Source organism: Actinotignum sp. usb-actsch-rep-73 (assembly GCF_059082735.1).
In genome coordinates, this window is sequence record NZ_JBHNPV010000001.1 from 1 (window position 1) to 25,445 (window position 25,445).

At 57.9% G+C, this 25,445-nt stretch carries 34 protein-coding genes; 24 read left to right on the forward strand and 10 right to left on the reverse strand.

All coding sequences use genetic code 11. The annotated features are described in order from the left end of the window. Positions 1-407: hypothetical protein (locus AC5RE1_RS00005; protein WP_493938129.1), on the forward strand; the 407-nt coding region annotated here is incomplete at its 5' end. On the opposite strand, the gene AC5RE1_RS00010 is transcribed toward AC5RE1_RS00005, so the two are convergent. From AC5RE1_RS00010 to AC5RE1_RS00025, 4 genes are all read right to left on the reverse strand, one after another. Continuing rightward, positions 404-805, reverse strand: a complete 402-nt coding sequence (locus tag AC5RE1_RS00010; protein WP_493938130.1) for a helix-turn-helix domain-containing protein — start codon at positions 803-805, stop codon at positions 404-406. The genes AC5RE1_RS00005 and AC5RE1_RS00010 overlap by 4 nt on opposite strands. 86 nt (positions 806-891) lie before the next feature. Further along, positions 892-1,101 (reverse strand): hypothetical protein, encoded by a 210-nt coding sequence (locus tag AC5RE1_RS00015; protein WP_493938131.1) that lies wholly within the window; start codon positions 1,099-1,101, stop codon positions 892-894. A gap of 25 nt (positions 1,102-1,126) precedes the next feature. Beyond that, a complete protein-coding gene (locus AC5RE1_RS00020) occupies positions 1,127-1,354 on the reverse strand; it encodes a hypothetical protein (RefSeq protein ID WP_493938132.1) in 228 nt (75 codons plus the stop codon). Between the two features lie 174 nt (positions 1,355-1,528). Next, positions 1,529-1,729, reverse strand: a complete 201-nt coding sequence (locus tag AC5RE1_RS00025; RefSeq protein WP_493938133.1) for a hypothetical protein — start codon at positions 1,727-1,729, stop codon at positions 1,529-1,531. A gap of 98 nt (positions 1,730-1,827) precedes the next feature. Between AC5RE1_RS00025 and AC5RE1_RS00030 the strand changes: the two genes are divergently transcribed. The 9 genes from AC5RE1_RS00030 (at position 1,828) to AC5RE1_RS00070 (ending at position 9,961) form a co-directional block, all read left to right on the forward strand. After that, positions 1,828-2,541, forward strand: a complete 714-nt coding sequence (locus tag AC5RE1_RS00030) for an adenine nucleotide alpha hydrolase family protein (RefSeq protein WP_316107877.1) — start codon at positions 1,828-1,830, stop codon at positions 2,539-2,541. Positions 2,542-2,554: 13 nt separating this feature from the next. Then, a complete protein-coding gene (locus AC5RE1_RS00035; protein WP_316107878.1) occupies positions 2,555-2,914 on the forward strand; it encodes a hypothetical protein in 360 nt (119 codons plus the stop codon). A gap of 335 nt (positions 2,915-3,249) precedes the next feature. Next, positions 3,250-3,675 (forward strand): sigma factor-like helix-turn-helix DNA-binding protein, encoded by a 426-nt coding sequence (locus AC5RE1_RS00040; protein ID WP_316107880.1) that lies wholly within the window; start codon positions 3,250-3,252, stop codon positions 3,673-3,675. A gap of 3 nt (positions 3,676-3,678) precedes the next feature. Further along, positions 3,679-4,941 carry a PBSX family phage terminase large subunit gene (locus AC5RE1_RS00045; protein WP_493938134.1) on the forward strand — a complete coding sequence of 421 codons (1,263 nt, stop codon included), beginning with the start codon at positions 3,679-3,681 and terminating at the stop codon, positions 4,939-4,941. A gap of 12 nt (positions 4,942-4,953) precedes the next feature. Further along, a complete protein-coding gene (locus AC5RE1_RS00050; protein ID WP_493938135.1) occupies positions 4,954-6,531 on the forward strand; it encodes a phage portal protein in 1,578 nt (525 codons plus the stop codon). Next, positions 6,497-7,687 (forward strand): phage minor capsid protein, encoded by a 1,191-nt coding sequence (locus AC5RE1_RS00055; RefSeq protein ID WP_493938136.1) that lies wholly within the window; start codon positions 6,497-6,499, stop codon positions 7,685-7,687. The genes AC5RE1_RS00050 and AC5RE1_RS00055 overlap by 35 nt, the downstream gene beginning before the upstream one ends. A gap of 69 nt (positions 7,688-7,756) precedes the next feature. After that, positions 7,757-8,389 (forward strand): hypothetical protein, encoded by a 633-nt coding sequence (locus tag AC5RE1_RS00060; RefSeq protein ID WP_493938137.1) that lies wholly within the window; start codon positions 7,757-7,759, stop codon positions 8,387-8,389. Positions 8,390-8,452: 63 nt separating this feature from the next. Beyond that, positions 8,453-9,331 carry a N4-gp56 family major capsid protein gene (locus tag AC5RE1_RS00065; protein WP_316107890.1) on the forward strand — a complete coding sequence of 293 codons (879 nt, stop codon included), beginning with the start codon at positions 8,453-8,455 and terminating at the stop codon, positions 9,329-9,331. A 225-nt stretch (positions 9,332-9,556) separates the two neighbouring features. Further along, positions 9,557-9,961, forward strand: coding sequence for a hypothetical protein (locus tag AC5RE1_RS00070; RefSeq protein WP_493938138.1), 405 nt, complete (start codon positions 9,557-9,559; stop codon positions 9,959-9,961). Positions 9,962-10,091: 130 nt separating this feature from the next. Here the strand turns inward: AC5RE1_RS00070 and AC5RE1_RS00075 are convergent, their stop codons facing one another. Then, the gene (locus AC5RE1_RS00075; RefSeq protein WP_493938139.1) at positions 10,092-10,256 is read right to left on the reverse strand and encodes a hypothetical protein; all 165 of its coding nucleotides are present in this window, start codon (positions 10,254-10,256) and stop codon (positions 10,092-10,094) included. Between the two features lie 27 nt (positions 10,257-10,283). Between AC5RE1_RS00075 and AC5RE1_RS00080 the strand changes: the two genes are divergently transcribed. From AC5RE1_RS00080 to AC5RE1_RS00145, 14 genes are all read left to right on the forward strand, one after another. Next, positions 10,284-10,631, forward strand: coding sequence for a hypothetical protein (locus AC5RE1_RS00080; RefSeq protein WP_493938140.1), 348 nt, complete (start codon positions 10,284-10,286; stop codon positions 10,629-10,631). Then, positions 10,628-11,044 carry a hypothetical protein gene (locus AC5RE1_RS00085; protein WP_493938141.1) on the forward strand — a complete coding sequence of 139 codons (417 nt, stop codon included), beginning with the start codon at positions 10,628-10,630 and terminating at the stop codon, positions 11,042-11,044. Before AC5RE1_RS00080 ends, AC5RE1_RS00085 begins: the two co-directional genes overlap by 4 nt. Before the next feature lie 56 nt (positions 11,045-11,100). Next, a complete protein-coding gene (locus AC5RE1_RS00090) occupies positions 11,101-11,610 on the forward strand; it encodes a phage tail tube protein (protein WP_493938142.1) in 510 nt (169 codons plus the stop codon). Between the two features lie 95 nt (positions 11,611-11,705). After that, complete coding sequence (locus tag AC5RE1_RS00095) at positions 11,706-12,149, forward strand: hypothetical protein (RefSeq protein ID WP_316107897.1); 444 nt, start codon at positions 11,706-11,708, stop codon at positions 12,147-12,149. Positions 12,150-12,202: 53 nt separating this feature from the next. Further along, a complete protein-coding gene (locus AC5RE1_RS00100; protein ID WP_493938143.1) occupies positions 12,203-12,427 on the forward strand; it encodes a hypothetical protein in 225 nt (74 codons plus the stop codon). 30 nt (positions 12,428-12,457) lie between these two features. Then, positions 12,458-15,769, forward strand: a complete 3,312-nt coding sequence (locus AC5RE1_RS00105) for a tape measure protein (protein WP_493938144.1) — start codon at positions 12,458-12,460, stop codon at positions 15,767-15,769. A gap of 6 nt (positions 15,770-15,775) precedes the next feature. Next, on the forward strand, positions 15,776-16,483 hold the full coding sequence (locus AC5RE1_RS00110) for a hypothetical protein (protein ID WP_493938145.1): 708 nt from the start codon (positions 15,776-15,778) through the stop codon (positions 16,481-16,483). Next, on the forward strand, positions 16,480-17,520 hold the full coding sequence (locus AC5RE1_RS00115; protein ID WP_493938146.1) for a hypothetical protein: 1,041 nt from the start codon (positions 16,480-16,482) through the stop codon (positions 17,518-17,520). Before AC5RE1_RS00110 ends, AC5RE1_RS00115 begins: the two co-directional genes overlap by 4 nt. Next, the gene (locus AC5RE1_RS00120; protein WP_493938147.1) at positions 17,514-19,481 is read left to right on the forward strand and encodes a hypothetical protein; all 1,968 of its coding nucleotides are present in this window, start codon (positions 17,514-17,516) and stop codon (positions 19,479-19,481) included. The genes AC5RE1_RS00115 and AC5RE1_RS00120 overlap by 7 nt, the downstream gene beginning before the upstream one ends. A gap of 11 nt (positions 19,482-19,492) precedes the next feature. After that, positions 19,493-19,849: a hypothetical protein gene (locus AC5RE1_RS00125; protein ID WP_493938148.1), complete on the forward strand. Its 357-nt coding sequence runs from the start codon at positions 19,493-19,495 to the stop codon at positions 19,847-19,849. Beyond that, the gene (locus AC5RE1_RS00130; protein ID WP_493938149.1) at positions 19,850-20,506 is read left to right on the forward strand and encodes a hypothetical protein; all 657 of its coding nucleotides are present in this window, start codon (positions 19,850-19,852) and stop codon (positions 20,504-20,506) included. Between the two features lie 185 nt (positions 20,507-20,691). After that, positions 20,692-21,552 (forward strand): CHAP domain-containing protein, encoded by an 861-nt coding sequence (locus tag AC5RE1_RS00135; RefSeq protein WP_493938150.1) that lies wholly within the window; start codon positions 20,692-20,694, stop codon positions 21,550-21,552. Positions 21,553-21,565: 13 nt separating this feature from the next. Next, complete coding sequence (locus AC5RE1_RS00140; protein WP_493938151.1) at positions 21,566-21,922, forward strand: hypothetical protein; 357 nt, start codon at positions 21,566-21,568, stop codon at positions 21,920-21,922. Then, on the forward strand, positions 21,919-22,392 hold the full coding sequence (locus tag AC5RE1_RS00145; protein WP_493938152.1) for a hypothetical protein: 474 nt from the start codon (positions 21,919-21,921) through the stop codon (positions 22,390-22,392). The genes AC5RE1_RS00140 and AC5RE1_RS00145 overlap by 4 nt, the downstream gene beginning before the upstream one ends. 262 nt (positions 22,393-22,654) lie before the next feature. Here AC5RE1_RS00145 and AC5RE1_RS00150 read toward each other — a convergent pair whose 3' ends face one another. The 5 genes from AC5RE1_RS00150 to AC5RE1_RS00170 form a co-directional block, all read right to left on the reverse strand. Then, the gene (locus AC5RE1_RS00150) at positions 22,655-22,858 is read right to left on the reverse strand and encodes a helix-turn-helix domain-containing protein (RefSeq protein ID WP_284911892.1); all 204 of its coding nucleotides are present in this window, start codon (positions 22,856-22,858) and stop codon (positions 22,655-22,657) included. Further along, positions 22,851-23,018 (reverse strand): hypothetical protein, encoded by a 168-nt coding sequence (locus AC5RE1_RS00155; RefSeq protein WP_285084249.1) that lies wholly within the window; start codon positions 23,016-23,018, stop codon positions 22,851-22,853. The genes AC5RE1_RS00150 and AC5RE1_RS00155 overlap by 8 nt, the downstream gene beginning before the upstream one ends. Before the next feature lie 306 nt (positions 23,019-23,324). After that, positions 23,325-23,546, reverse strand: a complete 222-nt coding sequence (locus AC5RE1_RS00160) for a hypothetical protein (RefSeq protein WP_493938153.1) — start codon at positions 23,544-23,546, stop codon at positions 23,325-23,327. 57 nt (positions 23,547-23,603) lie between these two features. Continuing rightward, a complete protein-coding gene (locus AC5RE1_RS00165) occupies positions 23,604-24,758 on the reverse strand; it encodes a tyrosine-type recombinase/integrase (protein WP_493938154.1) in 1,155 nt (384 codons plus the stop codon). Positions 24,759-25,021: 263 nt separating this feature from the next. Continuing rightward, a complete protein-coding gene (locus AC5RE1_RS00170; RefSeq protein WP_493938155.1) occupies positions 25,022-25,444 on the reverse strand; it encodes a M78 family metallopeptidase domain-containing protein in 423 nt (140 codons plus the stop codon). Between the last annotated feature and the right edge of the window lies 1 nt (position 25,445).

Here is a 25,445-nt window from a genome sequence, read left to right on the forward strand (position 1 = left end):
AAAAAAACAACTGGCAACAAGCCAAAGCCCTCTTCAGCATCTTCCCCGACCCGCTCCGCCGATGGACACACGCCCCCGAACTCATCGACAACATCAAACAAGCCATCAACCATCTCGAATGGATCGCAAGCCCTACCGCCCGCAACCAACCACGCCCCACCTACGAAGCGCACAACGAATTCACCCACGCCATCCTCACCGCCTGGCTACCCCGAAAACTCACCAGCGACGCCATCTTCTACATCCTCGGAGAAGACGTCCCCCCACAAAACATCAGCACATGGGCAACACTCGGAAAAATCAGACGCGACCAAACAGGAAAATTCAACGTCGCCGACGCAATCCGCTACACCATGCACACACGGGGGATCACAAACGAGAAACTACAAGCCCGCCTCAACCACTAGCGGGCGACAATCTCACACTCAATCCCATGCTCTTCACGCATAATCCGACACGCATAAGCCACCGCACTCGCATGCATCTCAGACAAGATGCCACGCTCGCGCGCCCACACGTCAGACTGCCAGTAAACAGCATTCGACCTATACACCCACACCCGCACAGTCGGCGTATCCCTGACCGCGCTAGAATGCTCAATCAGCTCACATGCCCGATCAATCAACTCATCGTGTAAATCCTCAAGCCCACAAAGCTCCATATGTAAGCGCACCGGATCAGAAATCGGACGCTTACCCCGCTCCCACTGAGTTAAATTCGTTTCACTCACTTTCAGCATCTGCGCCAACCCGTTCCGACTTAACCCCATACCAAGCCGGCGAGCGCGAACACTCCAACCGTCCACAACTTCCCCTTCACATTCTCACGCAAATGGTCGCCCGAGCCGACATACTCATGCCAGCCCGAGCGACGAAACCTTCCCGGGTCTTATCAGTTGCCGCGCTTCAGCATCTCATCGAAGAAGCGCCCAACCTCTTCCCGGCGCGCTAACACCATTGCTCGGAGTTTTTTAAATTCTTCCGGCTGATCCTGCTCGGTAACATGCAAATCGCAGTCGTAGCACCATGCTTCCCACGTGTTCGCTTCAATCGTTCCCACTTCGCCACACTCAGGGCATACGGGGTTACTGTTGTCGGTCATTTTTGTTCTTCCTCATCGTTGAGAATCAGGCGATCGCGTTTTTAGCTTCGAGCAGTGAGTCAATCAGTTGCGAGGCGGCTTTTTTGGAGAGTCGTCGCGTGGCTTGGATTCGACTAGATCCTTTTGTCCAAGGGGTGTTGCCGTTCAGCCGCGCGGCTTTCGCGAAGCAGTTTTCGAAAACATCGTCACCGACTTGTTCACCGAGCGAGTCAGCGAAGCGGGCTTGCGCGGCGGTGGATTGGTATGCCTTCATTTCAGTTCTCCCTCTTTATAGGGGTGAACAAAACCCTTTTGTTTTGTTCTCATGACTTAAGTATAACACACCATATTATATTTAGTGTGTTTTTTGATAACATTCCAATAACAGTTGCACAAACAGGCACTAAACCATACACTCTATACAGTTGCCACTCCTGCAAACAGGGAACTACTCACCAAGCCTCTTTTTAGCGCGCTGCCCCAAATTCCTCGCAATCTGAGGATCCCCAATATCGAGCGCGCGAGCAATTTCCTTCCACCCAAAACCCTCCGCGCGAGCCTCCAACAACAGTTGATCCCGCATTTTCATCAGCGCCTTCCGATCATCCAACCGGCGCTGAACAGCCGCTAATTCCTCTAGCTTTGTCATGCGCTACATATTACAAAAAATATACAACTTTCTCTACTACCCCTATAGACAATATATAACTATGAGTGTTATAGTTAGCGGAAGAGAAAGGGGAACCAATGACAACCATCGTCAAAAACCAACCCCCAAGCACCAAAATCAGGGAAAAACTTAAAAGCGAGGACAGGCCAGTACTCGTCGCAATGAGCCTCGGCAAAGATGCCATCGCCACCAACCTCGCACTCCGAGAAGCCGGAATCGAAACCCACCTCGCCTACATGTACAACCCGCCCGGCGACAAGGGCCACACAACCCTCCGATTCATCGAAGACACCATCAGCGACCTCGAACAGGCGTTCAACCAGAAAATCCACCTGTACCCACACCCCAGCTTCTACCGGATGCTCAACTCATTCGTCTACCAGCCGCCCGAGCGTCTCGCCGTCATCGAAGCCGCCGACTTCCCCAACATTGACCTCCCCACGTTCTGGGAGATGATCCGCGCCGACCTCAACCTCCCGGAAGATACTTGGGTCGCCGATGGAGTCCGAGCTGCCGATAGCATCGTCCGCAGAGCAAGCTTCACTCGACATGGCGTCATGAAACCCAAAGACCACAAGGTCAGCCCAATCTATGACTGGCTTAAGAGCGAAGTCATGGACTGCATCGACCGCCATCGAATCAAGCTCCCCATCGACTATCAGTGGTTCGGCCGCTCCTTCGATGGAATCGACATGCGATTCCTCGGCCCACTCCGCGAACACTCGCCAAAGGACTACCAAACCCTCCTCGATTGGTTCCCGCTCGCCGACCTACAATTCCTCCACAACTAAGGACCCCGCAACAATGGCCATCATCAAGCGCGCAGAAAAGACCCGCAAAGCCACAGCGAAAAAGCCGATCAAGCGAGAAAAGCCAAGCGACCCCACCCCCGACCCCCTCAAGAACGTCGAATACACCGACGACCTCGAAGAGGATGCCCGTCGCGAAATCGAAGCCCTCCGAGAGGGCTACCGTGAGCGCGCCGCCAATGAACAAAACCGTCGCATAGCCGCAACCGATTCTGAGCATTGGTTTGCCGTTTCCTTCCGCTCCCGCGAAGAAAAGAATCGATTCCTCGCCGCGATCGGATTCGTCGGCCGCGCAGCCCCCGACAAATACATGACCGGCGATCAGCTCGCCGCCGTCCTCGGAATCGACTACTAAAAAACCGGTTCCGACCAAGTGGCCCCACCCGGATTCCCGGGTGGGGCCACATTCACATCCGCCAAACAGAAAGAGAGCACAACAAAAATGAAGCGAGCACTCAGACGACTCGCCGAACGAACCGGCAAAGCCTTCAAGACCATCACAAAACGCACCCGAAAAGCAGTGAGCACCCTTCGCGGGAGCCGAAGCCACTCCGATTCGGTCAATACTCGAATCAAGAAGGCATGGAAGACCCTACGTCGAGGCTGACACCAAAAGCCCGCGCGGCCGGTAAGGCAGGCCCACAACCGTCGCGCGGGCACACAATCCCCTAACCGCCAGGAACGACCACCATGGGACAAAAGAAAAACGCAACACCGAAGAAGACACGCATCGACAAGCGCCGGCGCGACCGCATGAACGAAGCACTCTCCTACAGGATGGGAGGCTCGTCATACCGCGAAATCGCCGAAGCAATGAGCATCAGCGTCTCAACCGCCCACACCTACATCGATGACGCACTAAAAGAAATCACCCGAGAGAACGCAGACCAGGTCCTCACCATCGAACTCGTCCGATACGACGAACTCCTCAACGCCCACTACGCGGCGGCACTGCAAGGCGACCCGTTAGCAACCGACCGCGTCCTCTCAATCATGAGCCGTATCGAACGCCTCCACGGCGTCGAAGCACCCAAGGCAGAAGACGGCGCGTCCGAAACTGCCGCAATGCTCAACCAACTCCTCGCAACCAGCATCGAACGCATCAACAAGGGGTAACCAGTGGAACTCTCGCCCCGGCAAATCGAATCCTGGGCGGCCTCCACAAACCGAGACAACTTCACCCTATGGGACGGCGCAATCCGCTCAGGAAAAACCATCATCAGCCTGATCGCGTTCATCCACTGGCTCTCCAACGCGCCACGCGGACCCGTCGCAATCCTCGGGAAAACCCGAACAACAATCATCCGCAACGTTCTCGACGTCATAGCCATGATCGCCCCCAAAGCCATCGGCGGCTACGGCATGGCCTCCGAACGAGTCAAGATCATGGGCCGATGGGTGTGGATCGTCGGCGCGAACGACGCCCAAGCCGAATCCAAAATCCGTGGCCTCACACTCGCCGGAGCCTACGTAGACGAGGCAACCCTCCTCCCCGAAGCAATGTTCGTCCAACTCCTCGGACGACTCTCCGTCACAGGCGCACGCCTCTTCGCCACAACCAACCCAGATTCTCCGTCCCACTGGCTGAAAACGAACTACATCGACCGGATCAACGAACTCGACGGCTGGGGATTCTGGCACTTCACCATGGACGACAACCCCGGACTCACCCCCGAGTATATCGCCGCGAAGAAACGCGAGTTCACCGGCCTCTGGTACAGGCGCTTCATCCAAGGCGAATGGGTCAGCGCCGAAGGCGCAGTCTACGACATGTGGGACCCCACCACACACGTCACCCCATGGGAACAATTGCCCCGCATGGTGGACTGCTACGCCGTCGGCATCGACTACGGCACCCAAAACCCAACCGCCGCCCTCATCCTCGCAATGGGCGAAAACGGGCACCTATATCTCGCGGACGAATTCAGGATCGACGCAACCAACCGCGGACACGGCACATGGACAGACCGCGAACAATCCGAAGCCCTCCTCCGCTGGCTAAAGGAAAAACAACACTTCCCGCACCCAGAAAACGCCGACCTGCATCCTCGTCGCCTGATCGTAGACCCCGCCGCCGCCTCGTTTAAGGTTCAGCTCCAACAAGACAACGCATGGGGCCTGACCGACGCGGACAACGACGTCCTCTACGGTATCCGCCTCACCGCTAACGGCTTAGCATCCGGTTGGCTCCATGTCAGCGACCGTTGCACCGGGTTTATAGCCGAAGCGCCCGGATACTCGTGGGACCCGAAAGCACAACTTGCCGGAACTGATAAACCCATCAAAACAGCCGACCACAGCCTCGACGCTGCCCGCTACGCGCTCACAACTACCGAACGCCTCTGGCGACCCACAATCGAACGCACCCTACACACCCAATGAAAGGGGCCACCCATGGCATTGCCCGCAAACAACACGCAATGGCCTCCCACCGCGTGGGCAACCCCATTGGCTGACATGCGCCGGTGGGAAGCATGGTGGATAGGCGACCCCCAGAAACTCGCCAAAGCCTACGCCGATAACACTGGAGCAGGGTTTGAGGACGTTATCGGGACCCGCGCCAACGGGAAACTTGTCCGCCGATGGTTCCACGGGCGTAAAACCAACACCCACACGCCCGCCTCATCACGCCACGACCTGCACGTCCCGATTGCGAGCGACTTGTGTGCGACCAGCGCCGACCTGCTCTATTCTCAGCCACCAACAATCCAAACCGGGCACGAAACAACCGACCAGCGGATCAGCGAATACCTCGCCAACGGCCTCGCAGACACGCTCCTCGAAGGCGCAGAAACCGGGGCCGCCCTCGGTGGCCGGTACATGCGCGTCACATGGGACCCCACAATCTCAGACATGCCGTTTTTAACCACCGTAGACGCAGACCACGCCATCCCCGTATTCCGATGGGGCCGTCTTGTCGCCGTCACCTTTTGGACAACCCTGGAAACAGACTCCACCACCGTTTGGCGTCACTTCGAACACCACGAACTCGACGCGAACGGGCGCGGTGTTGTCTCCCACGCCCTCTATTCGGGGACAGCAACAAGCGTCGGCACCTCCCGGCCTTTGACTGAGCACCCTGCCACCGTGGGACTCGCAGGCAGCGTGGACGACCACCAACAGGCCACCGAGGGGATCACCCCCGGACTACTGGTCGCCTACATTCCCAACATCACTCCACAACGCCGGTGGCGACACATCCCCCAAGCCCGAATGCTTGGACGTAGTGACCTTGACGGGCAAGAACCCCTCATGGACGCGCTCGACGAGGTCTACACCAGCTGGATGCGGGACATCCGTCTAGGTAAGGCGCGCATACTCGCCGACGCCAACATGCTTGAACAAACCAGCGACGGGCAAACCGTGTTCAACCTCGACCGTGAAGTCTTTACACCACTTGAAGGGCTCGCCGGGAGTATGCGCGACACGGTGCCCGTTCAGGCTCAACAGTTCGCTATCCGCGTTGCAGAACACCAGCAGACCGCCGTCGACCTCATTCACCGGATCATCCGAGGCGCGCGCTATTCGACCAGCACATTCGGGGACGTGCAAGACTCCGACATTACGGCAACCGAAGTCAAAGCCCGCGAAAAAACGACCATGACGACGCGCGACCGGAAGATCAGGATCGAAACCACCGCCCTCCAGCAATTGGTCTCCAAAATGCTCACCATCGACCAGACGGTGTTCAACACGCCCGGACTGCAACCCGGCGGCGTAAAAGTCACCTTCCCCGACATGGAAGACGCCTCACCCTCTGATCTTGCGAACACGGCCGCGACCATGCGTTCTGCTCAACTCCTCTCCCTACAAACCGGCGTGGAAATGATCCACCCCGACTGGGACACCACCCAAGTAGCCGACGAAGTCCAACGCCTCCTCGACGCCCAACCACTCGCAAGCCCTGACCAGTGGCAACCCGGAAAGGTGACCGACGATGGCGAAAACGAAGAAGAGGACACCAACAAGTGACCCACGGTGGGCGGAGCTCTCACCCGAAACACTCCAACAGATTCGGGCGGAAATGCTCGCCCACCAGGTAGGCAACCTCGTCGCAGCGTCCGAAATCCATCTTGCGCGGATCATCCGCAAAAGTATTGACGCTGACAGGGGCGCGCCAGCCTATGAGGTCCAACGACTCGGCGAACTCGCCCAATTTCACGCTCAACTCGCCCAAGCGGTAGGCGAAGACTGGAAAGCAATCATCGACGCAGCCCAACAGGTGATTGACGACGCGCGAGAAGCCGGGCAAGGCATGGCGTGGGCTGACCTCAACGAAGCCGGGTATGAGCCACCAGAGCATGTGGTGCGCGGGTTAGACCGGATCGCGGCCGACACGCTCCGAACCATCACCAGCCTGCCCGCCCTCGTGTTGCGTGACGTGTTGGACGTGTACCAGCAGACAATGGCCGTGCCGGTCGCCCAAACCGTCACCGGCGCCACCACAAGCCGAATGGCGATGCGCAACGCCCTAGCGGACTACCTCGACCGGGGGATCAGCACGTTCACGGACAAGACCGGGCGAAACTGGCGAATCGACTCCTACGTGGAAATGGCAGTCCGAACAGGCGCGATGCACGCCTTCCGGGGCTCATACGCCGACGAACTCAACGCCCTCGGCCTTGACCTCGTCATGGTCACCGGCAACGAATACACCTGCCACTTGTGTGCGCCCTATCAGGGGAAGATTCTCAGCCTGTCAGGCGCGCACACTGGCACCATTAAGGTTGAGCACGCGACCCGCGACGGGGTGATGGTGCCCGTCACCGTTACTGCAAGCGTGGAGGAAGCCAAAGCCAAGGGCTTGTTCCACCCGAACTGTACGCACATCACCCGCGCCTTTTTCCCGGGTTTGACGACCCCAAGCCACGGGCGCGAAAACCCCACGGTGTACAAGGCCTCGCAGAAACAACGCGGACATGAGCGCGAAATCCGACGGCTTAAACGCGACCTAGAGGCAACGTTCGCCCCTGATGAGCAAACGAAACTTCGACGACAGATCAACATGCACCGGGCGAAAATCCGTGAACTCGTCGCAGAACATGAGCAGCTGGCGCGCTTGCGCTACCGGGAAGCAAACATGAAACCCGGTTACCGGAACCCGATACCGCAAGCCCCTAGCAAATAGGGGGTTTCGTGCGCTCAAACCTATCCAACGTCCTATCCGACTACCCACACCAATGAAAGGGAGGCCCCTATGGCAGAGTCAACCGCGACCGAAGCGGCACCGGAAAACACAAGCGAAACCGCAGAACAGGCCACTACGCCGGTTCAGCCAGAGCCCGCGCCCACAACAGTGAAAACTGAATCCGCGCCCACCCCGAAGCCGGAACCCGCGCCCACACCAAAGACAGAACACGCGCCCACCCCGGAACCTGCTCCCACCGAAATCACCGGCGAAGCCATCATCCAAGCGCTCACCAAAGCCCTCGGCATGGACGAAACCAAAACCACCATTGAGGAAGTCACCGCCCAATACGCGGCAGAAAAAACCGGCAGAGAAACCGCCCAAAGGCTCCTCGACGTGTACAAGGCCGCCAACGGTATCGCAGACCCGGACATGCTCACCGACTCCAAACGGTTCACCGACTCACTCGAAACCATCAACACCAGCGACCAGGCAGCATTATCCGACCACATCAGGCAGTTCATTGCCGATAACCCGCGTTTCGCGCTCACCCAACCCAATGGCAGTTCAACCGTGGACCCCAGCAACACCGGCACGCAGACCACCACCGTTGAAGAGTTCCGCAAAATGAACGGCCAACAGCGCAACGCCCTCTACCAGTCCAACCCGGACCTGTACGAGCAGTTACGCGCCACCGCGTAACCCAATTAGACCCAGACCCCACCCAATCACACACACGCGAATTCGTGAAAGGAGGTAGCCCCTATGGCTACCACGCTCTCAACCAACCTATACGCCCCGGACGTGTGGGCAGACCTAACCGCAGAACAGTTCCAGGACAAGGCAATTATCGCCACGTCTTCGGCTGTCCTGACCCGCGATGACCTCGTCGGCAACCCCGGCGAAGTTATCCAGTTCCCCAAGTGGAACCTGCTCACTGACCTCGACGACCTCACCGAAGGGGTTGCCATGACCACCGAGGAACTCACGCAGTCCTCCTCAATGGCAACCATCAAGGAAGCCGGTAAGGCCGTCGAGTTCTCCGAAAAGGCACAACTCGTCGGCATCGGCAACGTGCAGGACGAGGCTATCCGCCAGTTCGGTATCCTTTCGGCCCGCAAGGTCGACAAGGACCTCATTACCGCCGCCACCGCGACCATCACGGATGGGATCGTGAACAAGAAGACTGGCACCAAGAAGAACTCCGACCCGCTCAAGCACACCATCACCGGCGCCGCCCTGACGTGGGACGAGATCGTCAACGGCCTCGAAAAGTTCGGCGACGATTTTGAGCCGTCAGAGTTCTCGGGCCTCTACATTCGCGCAGAACAGCGTTCGCAGATCATGAAGGACGCTCAGTTCATCAAGGCCAGCGAAGTGTCTGCCGGTGGTGAAGGTTCCATCGTTCGCCGTGGCTTTATCGGCCTTATTGCCGGTATGCCCGTGTACGTCACCAACCGCCTCGAACCGAAGCACGCAGTGATCTTGAAGAACGCTTCCCTTGGTCTGTTCTACAAGAAGCGCCCCGAGGTCAAGCGCGACGAGGACATCCTCAAGCGCACCATTGTCACGACAACCAACATGCACTACGCAGTCAAGCGCCTCAACGATAAGGGCGTTCTTGACCTGACGATCGGCGGCTGACATGTTGCTCCGTCGTTATCACAAGCAGCCTGAGCCGGTTGAAGAACCAGAACAGGTTGAAGCCACGCCCGCACCCAAGCGGGCTAAGAAGGGCTAATAGTCGTGGTGCCCGCTCACACCAAAACGCTGGAAGTGACGGTTTGGGACATAGGGGACACTCCCAGCGCGGGCGGGCACCACACCCCCACATTTCATGTTATTGACTCCAGAAAGGGGCGGACAGAGGTGACCACACTCGAAGACTGGCAAGCGTGGGCTAAAAACAACGGGGACCCCACCACAACACCGGAAAACATCATTAAGCTCCTACGGTCAGCTGACCGGCTTCTGGCTCTCACGTTCCCCTGTACCCTCATGCGCGCAGACGAGAACACCCGCGCGTCGTTCGTGGAAGCCGCGTGCGTGCAAGCCATGTTCTGGCACGACAACCACATCACCCCCTTTAACCCCGGTGTCACCACGTCCAACACGGTTGCCTCCTCCAGCCTCTTGTCCGGTTCGGTGTCATTCGCGGGCGCAGAAACAACCGTCAACGCGCGCAACACGTACGCCACGCGCGTATGCCCGGAAGCTGTCGCAGTCCTCAAACTCGCCGGCATCTACCCACGCCCCGTCGGGGTGATCGGCTAATGAGTTTCAACCCCCTCGACCTCTTCGGTGTTCACACCGTGACCATGAGTCGGACAGTGCAAACGCCTTACGGGTTTCAGCCCGGCGAAGAAACCACGGTCACCGGGTGCTTCGTCGTCGAACGTGTCCATCAGGTGCGAGCCAAAGACGGGACACTAGTCGCATCCAGCGCACAAATCGCGATGCCACCAGAAACCCACATCAGCATGGATGAAGAAACACTCATCACCCTCCCGAGTGGGCGAACCGGCAGAGTCTTATCCGTCGCACGATCCAACCCCAGTGGCTTACCCATGCCAGATTATGTGGAGGTGTCCATCGAATGAGCGCAACAATCCGCATGGAGTGGCACGGCCCCAAAGTAATCGACATGACCCGCGACGCTGGAATGCGTGGACTCACGAAAGCCGGACACCACCTGTTGTCGGAAGCCGTAAACCAAACGCCCCTCAGGGACGGCATTCTTCGCGGTTCTGGCGCGGTTAGTCGCCCTAACAGGGAAACGGTCGCCGTCTCGTTCGACACCCCCTACGCGGTGCGACAGCATGAGGAATTGGGATACAACCACCCGAAGGCCGGTAAAGCCAAATACCTCGAAGACCCACTGCACGACGAGGACGCGACGATGAGGGCGCTAGTGGCAGCAGAAATATGGCGGGCCCTGAGATGACAGCAACCGACATTATTAACGCCATTGGCACCCATTTAAGCAACCAAAAGGTTGCGTACTGGCCCGGCCTAACTGGCACATATCCGCAGGCCACCACAATCCCGCCCGTGTTCGCCAAGCGTCTCCCACCCACTCCGGTAACCGCGTTCGCGATCAACGTCTACCACATCACCCCGCCCGCACCAGACGAAACCGTCTGGCGTTACCGGGTGCAAATCCGTAGCCGCGCCCCATTGAACGCTGACGCCAACGCGGACAAGGCGCTCGCCGTGTTGCACGCCATACACAACCAAACATGGGGTGGCGTGCATGTCGCCCGCGTCCTACATGAGTCGACCGCTCAACTCGGCGCAGACCCATCAACCGGCGTGGACGAACGCACCGACAACTACCTGCTGGAGGTCACCACATGACACCCACCAACGGCCCCGAACCAAAAACCACTAAACCGACCGAAACGGAGGCAACCATGCCAGAACCCGCCAACACCACCCCTGAAACCACGCTCGGATTCTCCTACGAATACGGCGTAGACATCTACCTTGAAGACGGCTCAAAGTGGCAGCCCGTCCGATTTGCGACAGCGATCAACCCGACCGTGTCCGCGAAGGAAGAAGACGGCGCAACCTACGACGACCACGGCGCAGACCACCCCATCCGAACGGGCGAAACCGTCCAACTCGAGTTCTCTGTCCAGCAGCACCGCATGGCAGACGGGAACTTCCTGCCCGAAGTTGAAATACTCCTCGCTGCCGCTGGCCCGGACGGTAAGGGCGGTCAGACCATCAAGGCACGCTACTACGACAAGCCCGTGAACGGCACCCCGAACCCGAAGGAAGCCTACGAAATCGCCTGCACCGTGTCGGCGGCGAACCGTTCCAACACCGGTAACAACGGTATCGGCGGCTGGTCGTTCACGTTGAAGGGCCAGGGTGCGCGTAAGCGCATCACCAACCCGGCTACGACCCCCCAGCGGTAACCCCGTTGTCTTGGTGGGGCGGGCGTTTCCTCCTGCAATTTTCCACCCGCCCCACCACCCCCTGTTCCCCAATTTTTTTGTGAAAGGTTCCCGCCATGTCCCTTAACCTCACCTCCTACTTGCCCAAGCCGTTCGAGATGGAAGCCGACCGGTGGACGATCACTAGCCCCGTTCCCTCCGCGCGCGTCGGCAAACTCATCGCCGGTTTCCAAGCCTTGCAGGCTGAACAATTCCGACGCGCTAACGCCGGTGAACCACTACTAAACGCGGAAACCATCGACGGGTGGCCGGAAGACTTCGAAGACGTCACTGACATGGTTCTCGGTGCCCGGCAGGTGCAGGAGTTGAAAGACGACGGGTGCCCGCCCACGTTCTTGTTTATCGCCACATGGGGCGCAATCGCCTACTGGGCAAACGGCGGGGACGAAGACGCGGCCGAACTGTTCGTCAAACAGCTCATGGGAGCTAACGGGGAACCAGAAGCCAAGCCACGCCCAAAAGGCTCGAAACGCTCCAAGACTGGCAACCCTACGGCGTAGGGGACCCTATCGGCACCGGCGAAGACGGCACCCCCATTTACGCCGACTACCGTGTGCCCAACGACCTTAAACCGGTCGCCGAACCAACGGGAAAACGCCTGTCATGGTGGTGGCTCATGCGCCACTGGGAGCATGTTGTCGCCGATCTTGCACAAACCTACCGCGTGAACGAATGGACCCCGGAAACGCAGGCCATGCCGTGGCCGGTGTTCAGGAGCCTTGTTTTCAGTCTCTTCGATGACGACCAGACCCGCGTCAGACGATTGTTCAACCAATAACCAGTTTTTACGTACAGGATGGAGCCCGTAGTGTCTTTCAACGTCGGCCAACTCGCCGCCTACCTGACCCTCGATTCTTCAGGCTTCGACAAAGGCGTAGACAACGCGGGCAAACGGTTTACCGGCCTCACCAGTAGCATTAAAGGCGGGGCTCAAACTATCGCCACCGCATTGACTGCCACCGCGGCCGGTATGACAGCAATCGGCGTGAACGCCCTAAAAACGGGCGCACAATACAACATTCTCCAGCAGAATAGCCGCGCCGCCCTCCAAACTGTTCTAGGTAGCCAGAAGGCCGTCAATGAGCAGATGGAAAAGCTCAACGCGCTCGCCTCCAAGTCCCCGTTTAGTAAGAGCGTTTTTATTAGCGCCCAACAACAGTTGCTCGCGTTCGGCATGGACGCAAAGAAAGTTATCCCCGTCCTTGACGCTATCCAGAACGCGGTCGCAGCAACCGGCGGATCGTCTCAGCAACTGGGCGAGATCACCTACGTGCTGGCGCAGATTCAAGCGGCCGGGAAGATCACCGCAACTGACCTTATGCAACTGGGCCAGCGTGGCGTGGACGCTGCAACCCTCATCGGTAGTCAGATGGGCAAAACCGGCTCCGAGATTCGCCGGGACATCACCAACGGCACATTATCCGCCTCGGACGCTCTCGACGCGCTCACCAAGGGAATGCAAGCCAAGTTCGGTGGCGCAACCGACAACATTAAACAACAGTGGACAGGCGCGACCGACCGTATCCACGCGGCCTGGCGCGATACAGGCGCTATCCTCGCTCGCCCATTCATTGACCCTAACGGCGGCGGTAAGGCCGTCGAGTGGGCAAACCTTGTCGCCGACAATATGCGCCAAGTCCAAAAGAAAGTACAGGACGTTTCCGACATTGCCGAACGTCGTTTCGCGCCAGCGTTCGAGAAGGTCACCAACTGGCTCCGCAAAGGCACCGAAGCGATAGCACGGTTTGACGTGTCGGGCGTGGATCGAGGGCTAGGCAAGCTCACGAAATACACGCCGGTAATCGCGGGCCTTGGTGGGGCAATCGTGTCTCTCGGGTTGAAGGGTATTCCCGTATTAGGTGGGTTTTCTGCCGTCCTCAGTCCTGCTACCGCTGGCATTCTTTCGTTGGCCGCAACGTCGCCGAAGGTGCGGGCTATCGGGAGTGCGTTCATGGACGGGTTCGGACCCGCCATACCTATGGCAACCCAGTTGACGCAGGCGTTCGCTGACCTTGTAATGAACGGTATTGACCGTTTGTCGCCCGCTCTAGCGCGTGCGGCCCACGGTGGCGGGGAATTCCTCGGTGCTATGGCTCAACTTGGCCCCGAACTCGTGGCGCTTGTTAAAGCCGGGTTGCCGTTGGTGGAAGTTGTCGCGAATCTTGGAGCCGACTTCTTGAACCTCCCTGCCCCCGTGTTAGCGGCGGTCACGGCGATTGTGGCATTCCACAAGCCCCTAGGCGCGTTAAAAACAGGGATCCTTGACACGGTGCAGACGGTTGTGAAGTTCGTTAACGTCCAAAAGGCGATGGCAGCGAATCAAGGGATTTCGGTGGCAATGGCGGCCGGGCAAACGGCAGTCACCGGCCTTAAAACCGCCCTCCTGGGGCTTATTTCGCCTGCTGGCCTCGTCGGTATTGGTTTAACCGCGTTGACCGCGATTGTTGCCGCGTTTGTAGCCGCAAAAATGAAGGCGAAACAACAGGTGCAGGAGTTCGCTTCCACGTTGGACGCAGAAACCGGGTCGATCACTGAAAACACGCGCGCCACGGTGGCAAAGAAACTAGAAGAAGAGGGACTCCTTGAAGCTTACACAAAACTAGGTGGCAAGTCGTCGGATTATGTGGGCGCTATTCTCGGCGAAAAGGACGCGGTCGAACGCTATAACGAGGTGATGAGCCGGGGTAAGGCGGAACGCAAAGCCTACGTGAAGGCTACTGGTTCGTTCATTAGAGCGTCGGTGGAAGCCACTAGCACTAAGAACAGCGAGTTGAAGGCCGCGGTTGCAGTCGAAAACGGTTACAACGATCTAAAAACCGCGGTCGATTCTGCCACCAAGTCGAAACAGCGCGAAGTGGACGCGTCTGAAAAGTCCATCGACGCGAACGAACGCCACGCCCAGGCGATTGAAGCGTTGATGGATATTCAACGCAAACAAGCCGCCGCAAACGGTGACCTGATCGCCGCCCAGTATGCGACACAGGATGCTACTAAGGCACTCACGGAAGCCATTAGCGCCTCCACGGGTGTCATGCGCGACCAGAACGGGCAAATCGACACGGCAAGCGAAGCAAACCGTGGCTTCATCATGGCAACCAAGGACAAGATCGAAGCGATTAACACGGAAATGGACGCGCTCACCGCCACCGGCGCGTCGCAGGAAGCGTTGAACCAACGCCAACAGGAACTCACTAACGGCCTGTATGAGCAGTTGGCCGCGTTAGGGATTACCGGCAAAGAGGCGGAAGAGTTCGCGAAGAAACTCGGATTGATTCCCGACCATAAGTCCACGGTGATTGACATGACAGTGGACGATGAGGCGGCGAAACAGGATATTGACGCCCTGATTGACAAGGTCACGTCCAACACGGACGGAGTACTCACCATTTACGGCGACGACACTCCAGCGTTTGAGACCCTCATGAAATCACTCGGGATAGTCGAGACATCGGAGGGCGTGTATTCAATTAACGCGAAGGACGATCCGGCAATCGCCCAGTTGCTGGTCTCCCTTGGCATGGTGGACACGTCCACGGGCACGATCACCATTGACGGAAATAATGCGAAGGTGTTGGACGCGGCCAACCAAGCCCAGGCAACTATCAATTCCAAGACCGGAACTATCACAATCAACGGCCAGGATTATAACGCCCGTAGTGTTGCCGATACTATCGTCCGCGAAATTAACGGCAAGACCGCTTACATCAAAATTTATGGGCAGCGCGTTGCCCAAGGTGCAGGCGGTCAAGGTGGGATCACCATGGCAGATGGTGGGCTCGTCCACTACTACGCGGGCGGAGGCTTCGAACACCACACGGCGCAAATCGCCCCGGCGGGATCGTGGCGCGTATGGGCAGAACCGGAAACCGGCGGCGAAGCCTACATCCCCCTCGCGTTGTCTAAGCGCCGGAGGAGTGAGCAGATTCTCGCGGAAGTCGCTCAACAGTTCGGTGGACGGTTCATCCCGATGGGTGCCCAAGGTTTCGCGAACGGGTCACTCGCTGGCGCGTCAACTACGCCGGTTATTCACCTGACGGCGATTGTGACGAACCCTTTTACAGGTGAACAGGTTAAGGCGACCGTCCAAGATGAAACTATTCGCATTCTCGCGGAAAGGTGACCAACAGTGACGCTAAAAACGTGGGTGGCCGCCCATACGGGGTTGCCGTGTATTTATTCCAGTGAGGATGTGACGGTTAGTGCCGATGGTGGGCGTGTCTTGCACCATAAGGGTGAGGGCGCGCCGTTCATGGTTGCGGACGCTCTGGCAGCCCCAGGCGTGGCAACACGCTACATGGTCGGCGACGTCGCCCATGAGCTGACGCGCACACCGTCTCATGCTGGCGACCTGTTGCTCACCAGGCTAAACGGGCGTGGCGTGGTTGGTTTGCGTGCTCAGCCGGTGAAGGACATTCTTTCATGGTCTTCAGACGCGAAGATCATGCCGAACGGGTATGTGCGTAAACCGTTGACGATCCAGCCTCGGGCGGGTAAGACGATTGCTCTTGCCTTTACTGCCAGCGTGGTGGAAGAAACGTGGGAATTGTTGCGAGACCGCCAGCCGGTTGTTGTGGGTACGGGCGCGCCTGTTCCCGGTGTCGGAATCCGCGTTGTTCAAGTGAAGGCCGTTGACGTGGATTGGCTCGCCTCCACCGGGTTACACCGCGTGAACTTCACGTGGAGCGAGGTTGTGCGCACCCAGTTGGATGCGTCCCACGCGTTTTCCGGTGCCGCTCCCGTTCTGACGTGGGGCGAGTGGGCTTCAACTGGCAACGCCTGGAAGAACGTGACCTACACACAGTTAGCACGTGAGATTGCGGGGATGCCGGCATGAGAAGTGGCCCTGATGTTGTTGACTTGCGTTTTGCGGGTGTGGGTGTGCGCGTGAATTCGGTTCGTGGCCGGGAGACTCTGGCTGTTGATATTCCGGTGTGGGATGTGAAGTTGGAGGTGCAGTCGAGTCGGGTTGTTCCGGGTCGTTTGACGTTGAAGGCACCTTTGGAGTTTTTGCCTGAGTCTGCGGTGTCGCCGTTGAATAATTACGGGCAACGCCTGCAGGTGTTCAGTATTATCGAGGACTCTTCAGGCATCCGGTGGGAAACCGATTTAGGGTTCTGGCTGATTACCTCGTGGGATGAGGACGAGGACGCGGTTTCAGTGACCGCCCTCGATCTGATGCAAACCTTGGAGGAAGACCCGTTCGCCTGGGGGTCGTCTCCGGCCAGTGGCGCGCGCGTTTCTACCGAGCTACAACGCCTTGCTGGCTCTTTGCCGGTTGTGTTAGACGCGGGAACGTTTGACGCCCCCGTCTCCCCCCTGTCGCAATGGGGCACGAGTCGCACCGAGGCGATCCGTGACTTGTGCACGGCCAAGGGCTTGGAATACGCGGTGAAGGCTGACGGGTGTTTGCACGTGTGGGAAAAACGCGACGGCCGCAAACCTGTTGCCGCGTATGCGGGCGATGACCTGCTGGTCGGGTTTAGTCGTGAGTCCACGCCGCGACGCGCGAACCGTTGGATCGTGACGGGCACGGGCGACGGGGACGCGAAACTATCGGCGACCGCTACTAATACGGTTTACCCGTTTGAGCCTGAAAACTATGGGTGGGTGACAGACCACCGGGAGTTTAGCGCCGCCACGTCCCCCGGGGCTTTGGGTAAGGCCGCGAAAACCTACATGGGTGAAGCGCTAAACCCGGTGCGCACTAGGTCGTTTGAAATCATATGCGACCCGCGCCTAGAAGTTGGGGATGTGATTAGCGTCCACACGGGCGACTCTGACGTGACGGTCGGCAGGGTGGTCGCGTTGTCGATCCCGTTGAGTGAGGTTGGTTCTCGTATGCGTGTTGATGTTGAGGAGTTGCAATGGTGAAAAAGAGCCTATGGTTGGACGTTGCCCCGAAGAAGGGGCAGGCTGTCGCGTCGCAGAACGCGACCGCCACGACCGGCAACGAGTCAGGCGGCTGGAACACGGGCACGGTGTTAGAGATTTACCCGGATTCGCAGGCCGTGCGCGTCCGTATTCCCGCTTCGGCTCGCGAAGGCGAAGGCGTAGAGCAGACGGGGCCATCTGACGGTCTGGTGACCGCTGTTGGTGCGACGGTGGTTGTCTTGTTGGACGGGTCGGGCAGGATCACCCAGGTTGTATCCCCGAACGTGATTCCCGATGGTGCGACCCCGGTTGCGACGGGCGTGGCTGGCACACGCTTGTTGGAGGCTATGAGTGAAGCGAAAGAAGCTCAATCACGGGCGGACGGCGTGCGAGCGCGGGCGCAGGAGGCGTTTGACAAGGCTGAAGAGGCGAAGGCGAGCGTTGATGGGTTTGACGCGCGCATAGGGGCAGCCCAGTCTGACGCATCAAACGCGCTATCAAAAGCTAACGGCGTGGACGCGAAAGCCTCCCAGGCGCAGTCGTTGGCGTCGTCAGCCCAAACTACGGCCTCTAAAGCGTTGTCAAAGGCTGCTTCTGCTGACGGGCGATACACGTCGGCAGACCACAATCCGCTGACTCCAGAAGGGGCGGGTAAGCCGGTTGGCGCGTTGTGGGATGTTGTTTCGGGAGGGCTGATCGTGCGCCGCTTCACGTGGACTGGCACCGCTTGGCAGCAGGTGAAAATCGGGGCGGACACCATCGGTAAGGACGCGGTGACTGCCGACGCGGTGTATGCGAGTAAGGAGATGTGGAGCAAGCTCGCCGTGTTCGATGAGGCTGTCATTGACAAGCTGGTCGCCCAGAACGCTGTTATCCCCGGAAGTATGATCGCTGAAACCCTTATCGGTAAGAAGATCATTGGGTCGGATATTACGGTCGAGGAGATTATTTCGAAGGAAACCTATCAGGTTCCGCTTAATAGCGCTGCAGGTTGGAAATTGAGCGATACGATCGTTCGATTGAGGCCTACCAGTGAAGGCTTGCTGTTGGAATTTAATCTAGAACGCCCAGTGTATGAAGCGTACTATTCTGCGTCTAAGGCTTTCCCTGAGAATACGTTGAACATGTTTGGGCGCGCGAACATTGTTGCCCACGTTTCTAAAGATCCTGATACGCACTTCGGCCTCACTTACGTTGATTCTAAGGGCATCGGGGGGATGGTTTCGTTTATTGGCGGTAATTCGTCTATAGAGTTGCCTCCGGATATTCGGATTACGAGCGCCACGCTTGGCGGCCGCATCAAGGAGGGGGTTGATCATCCTGCTCTTCTGCGCTCGGTGTCGTTCACTTTCGGGCGCGCTAATGACAAAAAAATCCGCTTGTATCGCGACGGGTCTGGCAAGCCGTTTATTGAGATGGCTGGCGGCACGTCGGTTGCCGCGCTTTCGCCCGCCGAACTGACGGTGCGAACAAAGTCGGGTTCGGTGATTGGTTCGCAGTCGTGGCGAACGTTAGTGGCTCCGCCTATCGCGTATTGCAGGTGGGCTGGTAACACTCTCCCGTATTCGACGCTCCAGAACGGCGAACAAATAATGAGCCTTAGCCTATGTAAAGAAAAAGTCTTGCTCAACGGTTTCGCAGAATCAGCCGGATGGCTCGTCGCTCCCCTTACTGGCTGGTATCAGATCACGGCGGTGACCGATTGGAGTTATACGTCCACTAAAGACGGGTGGGCGGTGGCGACGGGCATGAGAAGAAAGTCCTTAGACCGCGTCAATTGGAACTCTGATCCGTCGGATACGCGCAGTTTCCAAGCCAACGTGAATATCCGCCCTACTGCCGTCGGGTTGATGAAATTAACAAAGGGCGAAAGTTTTGCCCCAGCTTTTTGGCAGAACACCGGAACATGGTGCCCAACAGGAACATCGTTCATCAGTGTCCAATACGTGGCAAGCGCATGAGAGGGGCGTTCATGAAACTGGAAGAAATGGACTTCAGTGAACTGTCCGACGATGAATTAAATGGGTTGTTTGACCTGTTCATGGAAGCGTTCAGGATAAGACAGCAGAAACGCGACGCTGAACAACAAGCGAAGCTCGCCGCCAAAGCCTACGCCGAAGCGGTGAAGGAAGAACCACCCCGCGTACTAGAAGACCTGAAACATACTGACGTGGTCGGCCCGTCTGGTCGCATAGTGATTGACGGGAAAGTGTGGAAGAACGTCTCGGACTCGTGGCTGAGCCCGTTTACGGCTGGCCCCGACCAGTACCCGCAAGGGTGGGCGCGCGACGACATCACGAGCGAAGAAAACAACGAAAGAGGCGAATAAATGAGCAGTCAACATTGGAACGGTGCAACAATCCCGACGGCTGGTGACCCGCTTTTGGAAGCGTGGCCGAAGTTCGCCGATAGCGTTGGGACAATCGCGAAAGCGGAGTCCGTGGCGTCAGCGCGGGCGATGCTAGATCGGGCTCAAACAACCGGGCACGCACCCACCACAAGCAAACCCGCATATTTCGATATTGGCGGTATCTTGTACCGTTCGGACGGCGCTAAAACAGGCGGCGCGTGGGTGTTGTCGGTCATGAACGAAAACCAGACCCTCACCGCCGGAGCCGTTAGCGGCCTGACTGCGAGAACCTCGGTCGGTGGCGGCGGTTGGGTGAAAGTCGCTGAACTGTCGATTCCGGTCAAACCCTACGCGCGGTCGTTTATCGCATTTGGGAACTGTTGGGCGCGCGTCCGGTCAGGCGAGGCAGACTTGGAGCTGTACCCGGATAACACGGCTAAAGCCACGTCGTTTAAGAGCCGGTTCCATGATTCAGGCGACGCGAACGGTTTTGTTGTCGGTTATGGGACTATCCGCGCTGGAGAACAGCGGACGGTCGGCCTGTATGTGTATGCGGCTTCGGCGCTGTCGATTGACTTGTCGTCGGATTCGTGGACTCAGCTCACGGTTCAACTCTCGCCGTCAACTGTGGTCTAAACCAAGAGACGCCCCCCCCCTTTTTTCTTGCCCTGCACCCGGTGGTGCGGGGTTTTCTTATACCCAAAAACTCAAGAGAGGTGGAAACCATTGGCTAGTGATGAAGAGGTTTTGATGAGCCAGATGCCGGAGTTTGGTGACGGTGAGCCTGACCCGCACCCCGTCGTTGAAGAGGAGGCCAACTGATGGCAAGCGTTGAACAAGCTCTGAATGTTGCGCGCGGCGAGCTCGGATATTCGCGGTGGACTGACCCGCAGGAAGGAACCAAGTACGGGCGCGATTACGCGACCCGCCACGGCGCCTACTTCGGCGCCAGTGGTGTCCCCTATTGTGCAATGTTCGTGACCTGGGTTTTGCGTCAGGTGGGTATGACACCGCCGGGCGGGGATTTCGCGTATGTGCCTAGTGGGATCAACGCTGCCCGCAACCTCGGCAGGCTCGTCGCTAAAGCCAGCGCGCAGGCGGGTGACCTGGTGTGCTTCGACTGGGACGGGGACGGGGTTGCAGACCACGTGGGGTTCGTGGAACGCAACTACGGTTCCTACTATCAGACGATCGAGGGGAATACGTCGTCGGGCGCGTCAGGGTCACAGTCCAACGGTGGCGGCGTGTATCGGCGCACTCGCAATCTTAGTTCGGTGATCGCGGTTGTCCGCCCCGAATACACGGGGGATTCTTCGTCGTGGGAGTTGGAAGAAGACGGCATTTGGGGGGCGCATACTGGCAGGCGTTTCCGGCAAGTCTTCGGTGTTCCAGCAAACGCCGGGTGGGAGCCGACCGCAGTCAGGGCTCTCCAATACTTCCTGTCTTGGTCGCTGGACGCTTACAGGCTTAAGGCGGCGACCGGCGTGGATCGTATCCCCGTAGATGGTTTCGACGGGCCGATCACGATTGGCGCGTTTCAAACGTGGTGGAACGCTTCTGGTATCCCCGCAGGCCACCGGATTCCCGTGACGAAAACGTGGGACGCCGAGACCGTGAAGGCTATGCAGATCGCTTTAAACCACTCGTGGGCTGGCTCGAAAGCCCTCGGAGTCAAACCGTGAAAGGACTGAATAAATGGAAACCCTGAAAACTCTTGCAGTTGACCCGTTCGTGACCACGGTGGTCGTGGGCATTGTCTGGCCTTTGGTGCAGGCCGCGTTGGATAAGCCGTGGTGGACTCACAAGCGCCGTATTGTTCTCGTCAGCGTTGCGGCCACGGTGTTGTCGGCGGGTATTTGGCTGGTGTCCGAATACCCGGCGGGCGTTGAGTATTTGGTCGCTCAGCTTACCGCCTTGCTCGGTATCTTCTGGGCGGTCTACCAAATCCTCTCCCACGTGAAGATCGGTGGAGAATCGTTGCTTGAATGGGTGGGCATGCTCACCCCAGGCGGAATGCCCAAAGGTAAACACGCGGAGAAGGTGGGCGAGTGAATGAGCCTATTTTTGAAGTCCTCACAAGTAAGGAAGTAGTCGCCGGACTCGCCGCACTTGTTGTTGCTTTCCTGACTCTGCTCGGGGCTTTTATCCGATGGCTCGTCGCATGGGTCAACCGGAAAGTCGCCAGCCTACAAACCCAAATGGCTGACATATCCGAGAGCGCGTCCAAGGCGGAAACCGAAGCACGGGGCGCACGCGAAGGAGTCACCAACAGCCACGGAACCCACTTGCGGGACGATTTAGACGAAGTGCGCGCGGGCATGAAAACCCTCATGCGGAAAGTCGACGGTATTGAGAAAGCCCGCCTGGAAGATGCTCGCAGTCGTGAACGACGCGACCAGCGGGCAGAAGACCAAATCGACGGGCTGAGGCTCGACGTTCGCGCACTGACCGCGTCAGCTGAGAAAACACACGAAAGGTTGGAATCGCGCTTAGAGTGCCTAGAATCGTCCAGCAAACCCTGATGCGCCTGCTAGCATGGTGTGTGGTGGCCGTGGAGCGTCCTTGCAATTCATACCTGATGTTTTCGCGGCCACCCCCGCAAGGGTAGCCTGTTTGCATGTGTTGCATTCATGTGTAAAAGTTTCCTCCTTGACTCTAAAGGAAACTTTTACACGTGAATGAAACATCTGAAGAAACAAAGCCAACACTTTTTGGTGGTAGATACGCAGAAAACCGCCCTCACTTCCCGTGTGGATTGTGAGGGCGGTTTTTGCGTATCTGCCGTCAAATGGTGGGCTTTGACCAGTTGCCCCGCCCTGGGCGGTTAGCGTTCCACTCGTCGATTGTTTCGGGTAGCCACCCGAATGTGGGGCGCGGCCCTGATCCGATGATGACATCGGGGTCAGGGATTTTGTAGCGCGCTAGGGTGCCTGTTTTGACGCCGATACGTTGAGCGAACTCTGAACGTGATAGGTAGAGTTTAGGCATCGGTTTTCCTTGCGTGCACAAAGGCAGCTACCGTGGCGATCAGTGCACCGACGGTTGCGAGCACAGCGCCTGTAGCTGCTAGGGCTTGGTGTCCGCCAATGAATGCGACTACTGCCAGCATGTAAGCCAGCAGGACGTATGGGTATGTTTTGTTTTTCATTCCTAGTGTGGTGAAATGGAGCTGGATGGCTCTCGAAGGTACTTGGTTTACTTTCGAGAGCCGATCCTTTACCGTTTCCTCCGTTTGTCTCGAGCTTTAATGGCTCGAATGAAGGACGCTGTAGCGTTGATGATCGCTGCGGTCCCGAAGAGGATTCCGGCAATTCCGGCTAGCTCCATTTCTCTTACCTCCTTTCATGTCATTATTATACACATTTATGTATGTGCGCGTCAAGTGTAATCCACTTACTTATCCAGCTTTTTCACCATTCTGTTGACCGCCGAAGCCTCGCGATCGTTTCGGGGTTCAGACTCTTCGTTCTTTCAGCGTATGTTCTAGGCTGATTCGTTCGAAGTCGAGCGTGTCAAACGTAAAGGATTCTTCCGGGTCGTCAAGATCGAGTTCGTTCTGCTCGTCGAGAATGTCTGCGATTCGCGCAAGGATTTCCTTTCGTGTGAGTGCTCTTTCAATGGAGACCGTGGTGGAGTATTTAGCTTCGATGATCTGTTGAGCGTGAGCGGCTGCCACGTTGTGACGGCCAACAGGTCGGCGGCTGGCGGCACTCTATTTCCGTATATGCGCTAGTCACACGATGATATGGGTGTCCATGAGGCCGGTCAGAGCCCTATCCCTCTCAGCCGTCGCATGCTGATATCTCAAGGCCACCTCAACATCACTATGGCCACCCCTATACAGAAGCTCAGCGAGCGTTGCGCCTTGTTGGGCGTACACGGTTAGCCCCGTGTGGCGTAGGTCGTGAAATTTGAACCACGGGATACCCGCTGACGCGCGCGCCTTGTTCCACGCGCCACGTAGCGTGTTGGGATGCACCGACATGGACAAGTCGGTCTCACGGTGGAACACCAGCCCTTCTGCACCCGGTGCCGCCCACTCGTCTAAGTGCTCTTGTATGACTGGCACGAGTGACGAGGGGATGCTGATTGTGCGCCTGCCTGTCTCGCTTTTCGGTGGCACTACTACCGGGCCACGACCCGCAAGGTATTGTATTTGCCGCTCGACACGCACCACCGGCGAGTCCCCTAGCGTGAAGTCCTTGCGTTTGAGTCCGATGATCTCGCCCTCGCGTAGCGCACACCACGCCGCCAATAGGACAGTAAGGCGCAGATTTGGTGGCATGTTGTCGGCACATGTTAGTACCTCGCTGGGTGTGGCCACTTGACGGTGCGCGTCCGTGACTGGTTTGTACTGTTGTCCGCCCGCCACGCGACACGGAGACTGGGAGAGCTTCCCGGCCTTGACTGCCGCTCCCATGCATGAGGACAGTGTCATGTAGAGGGGTCGTGTGACGCCTTGGCCTCGCTCTTTCATGCTTTGGTTGTACCAGTCCTGCACGTCGTCCGAGGTTATGAGCACGAGGGGGGTACTTCCGAAAATCTCCCGAAGTTGTTTCACGCGGTACTGGTAGGTTTGGATCGTTTTCTTAGCCCTGCCGATACTCTCCAGTGAGGATAGCCAGCGCTCCGACCAGTCGGTGAACGTCAATTGCGCGGCCTGCTCCGCCTCCAGCCTTGACACGCGCTCCTGCTTCTGGTCTTCTTCGCTCTGCCATGTGCTAGTTGCAATGCTGGCCTGGACGGTGGAGAGCCACTGCTCTGCCTGCCGTTTTCGCTCAAAAGTGATGGGGGCGTTGTGTCGACCGCCGTCGGGGCCTCGGTATGACGCTTGGAATCTGCCGGATGGTAGTTTGCGGATGTTTCCGAACCCTCGACGCTTGCCCACGGCTCCCCCCCTCTTGTTGCACGAATTCTGGCGTGCAACTTGTCGTGCAACCCACGTGCAACACAAAACCAATAAAAACCACTATAAACCACAAACAAACACACAATTACGGATGGGGAGTATTCCGCACCAGGACAACGAAAAACCCCGGAACTTCAACAGTTCCGGGGCTACACAGTGGAGATGGGGGGAGTCAGTCCTGACACCAGCGTTGAACAGCGCAAACAGCCATGGAAGCGGTGGTGCGTGCAATCAGCGTGCAACTAGCCCGCCAACCGCTCACGCTCCAACACTCGACGAAACGCCTGGACAGCCTTACGCGGAACGTCAAGCTCAACAGCCAGTGCGCTCGTGTTCCACCCGTATTGCATTTCTGCCCACATATAGTCCACGCGGTCAATCATCAAGCAAGCCACCTCTTCATCTATGCGGTGTTCCACATGCTCCGCTTGGTGGCCGTCATGCTGATTCTGGATATGGATTGATTCGTGGATGAGGGCGAAAAGTCTTTGCGGCGCGGACAGTCCGGTGTGGATGGCGACGAGGTGGCGCGTTAGTGAGTATGCGCCCCATAAGCCGCCTGGCAGGTTGGCGTCGATCACGCGCACACCTTGCCGTTCGATCCAGTCGATCACGCTGGCCTCGCTTACCCTCATGTTCACGGGCAGCATGGTAACGGTCGCCATG

Bases quoted from the DNA above. Each gene is read 5' to 3' on its own strand.
- AC5RE1_RS00015 (WP_493938131.1), bottom strand. From the start codon at position 1,101: ATGACCGACAACAGTAACCCCGTATGCCCTGAGTGTGGCGAAGTGGGA.
- AC5RE1_RS00020 (WP_493938132.1), bottom strand. From the start codon at position 1,354: ATGAAGGCATACCAATCCACCGCCGCGCAAGCCCGCTTCGCTGACTCG.
- AC5RE1_RS00025 (WP_493938133.1), bottom strand. From the start codon at position 1,729: ATGACAAAGCTAGAGGAATTAGCGGCTGTTCAGCGCCGGTTGGATGAT.
- AC5RE1_RS00030 (WP_316107877.1), top strand. From the start codon at position 1,828: ATGACAACCATCGTCAAAAACCAACCCCCAAGCACCAAAATCAGGGAA.
- AC5RE1_RS00035 (WP_316107878.1), top strand. From the start codon at position 2,555: ATGGCCATCATCAAGCGCGCAGAAAAGACCCGCAAAGCCACAGCGAAA.
- AC5RE1_RS00040 (WP_316107880.1), top strand. From the start codon at position 3,250: ATGGGACAAAAGAAAAACGCAACACCGAAGAAGACACGCATCGACAAG.
- AC5RE1_RS00050 (WP_493938135.1), top strand. From the start codon at position 4,954: ATGGCATTGCCCGCAAACAACACGCAATGGCCTCCCACCGCGTGGGCA.
- AC5RE1_RS00055 (WP_493938136.1), top strand. From the start codon at position 6,497: ATGGCGAAAACGAAGAAGAGGACACCAACAAGTGACCCACGGTGGGCG.
- AC5RE1_RS00060 (WP_493938137.1), top strand. From the start codon at position 7,757: ATGGCAGAGTCAACCGCGACCGAAGCGGCACCGGAAAACACAAGCGAA.
- AC5RE1_RS00065 (WP_316107890.1), top strand. From the start codon at position 8,453: ATGGCTACCACGCTCTCAACCAACCTATACGCCCCGGACGTGTGGGCA.
- AC5RE1_RS00075 (WP_493938139.1), bottom strand. From the start codon at position 10,256: ATGGGTAAGCCACTGGGGTTGGATCGTGCGACGGATAAGACTCTGCCG.
- AC5RE1_RS00080 (WP_493938140.1), top strand. From the start codon at position 10,284: ATGAGCGCAACAATCCGCATGGAGTGGCACGGCCCCAAAGTAATCGAC.
- AC5RE1_RS00085 (WP_493938141.1), top strand. From the start codon at position 10,628: ATGACAGCAACCGACATTATTAACGCCATTGGCACCCATTTAAGCAAC.
- AC5RE1_RS00090 (WP_493938142.1), top strand. From the start codon at position 11,101: ATGCCAGAACCCGCCAACACCACCCCTGAAACCACGCTCGGATTCTCC.
- AC5RE1_RS00095 (WP_316107897.1), top strand. From the start codon at position 11,706: ATGTCCCTTAACCTCACCTCCTACTTGCCCAAGCCGTTCGAGATGGAA.
- AC5RE1_RS00115 (WP_493938146.1), top strand. From the start codon at position 16,480: ATGAGAAGTGGCCCTGATGTTGTTGACTTGCGTTTTGCGGGTGTGGGT.
- AC5RE1_RS00120 (WP_493938147.1), top strand. From the start codon at position 17,514: ATGGTGAAAAAGAGCCTATGGTTGGACGTTGCCCCGAAGAAGGGGCAG.
- AC5RE1_RS00125 (WP_493938148.1), top strand. From the start codon at position 19,493: ATGAAACTGGAAGAAATGGACTTCAGTGAACTGTCCGACGATGAATTA.
- AC5RE1_RS00130 (WP_493938149.1), top strand. From the start codon at position 19,850: ATGAGCAGTCAACATTGGAACGGTGCAACAATCCCGACGGCTGGTGAC.
- AC5RE1_RS00135 (WP_493938150.1), top strand. From the start codon at position 20,692: ATGGCAAGCGTTGAACAAGCTCTGAATGTTGCGCGCGGCGAGCTCGGA.
- AC5RE1_RS00140 (WP_493938151.1), top strand. From the start codon at position 21,566: ATGGAAACCCTGAAAACTCTTGCAGTTGACCCGTTCGTGACCACGGTG.
- AC5RE1_RS00150 (WP_284911892.1), bottom strand. From the start codon at position 22,858: ATGCCTAAACTCTACCTATCACGTTCAGAGTTCGCTCAACGTATCGGC.
- AC5RE1_RS00155 (WP_285084249.1), bottom strand. From the start codon at position 23,018: ATGAAAAACAAAACATACCCATACGTCCTGCTGGCTTACATGCTGGCA.
- AC5RE1_RS00170 (WP_493938155.1), bottom strand. From the start codon at position 25,444: ATGGCGACCGTTACCATGCTGCCCGTGAACATGAGGGTAAGCGAGGCC.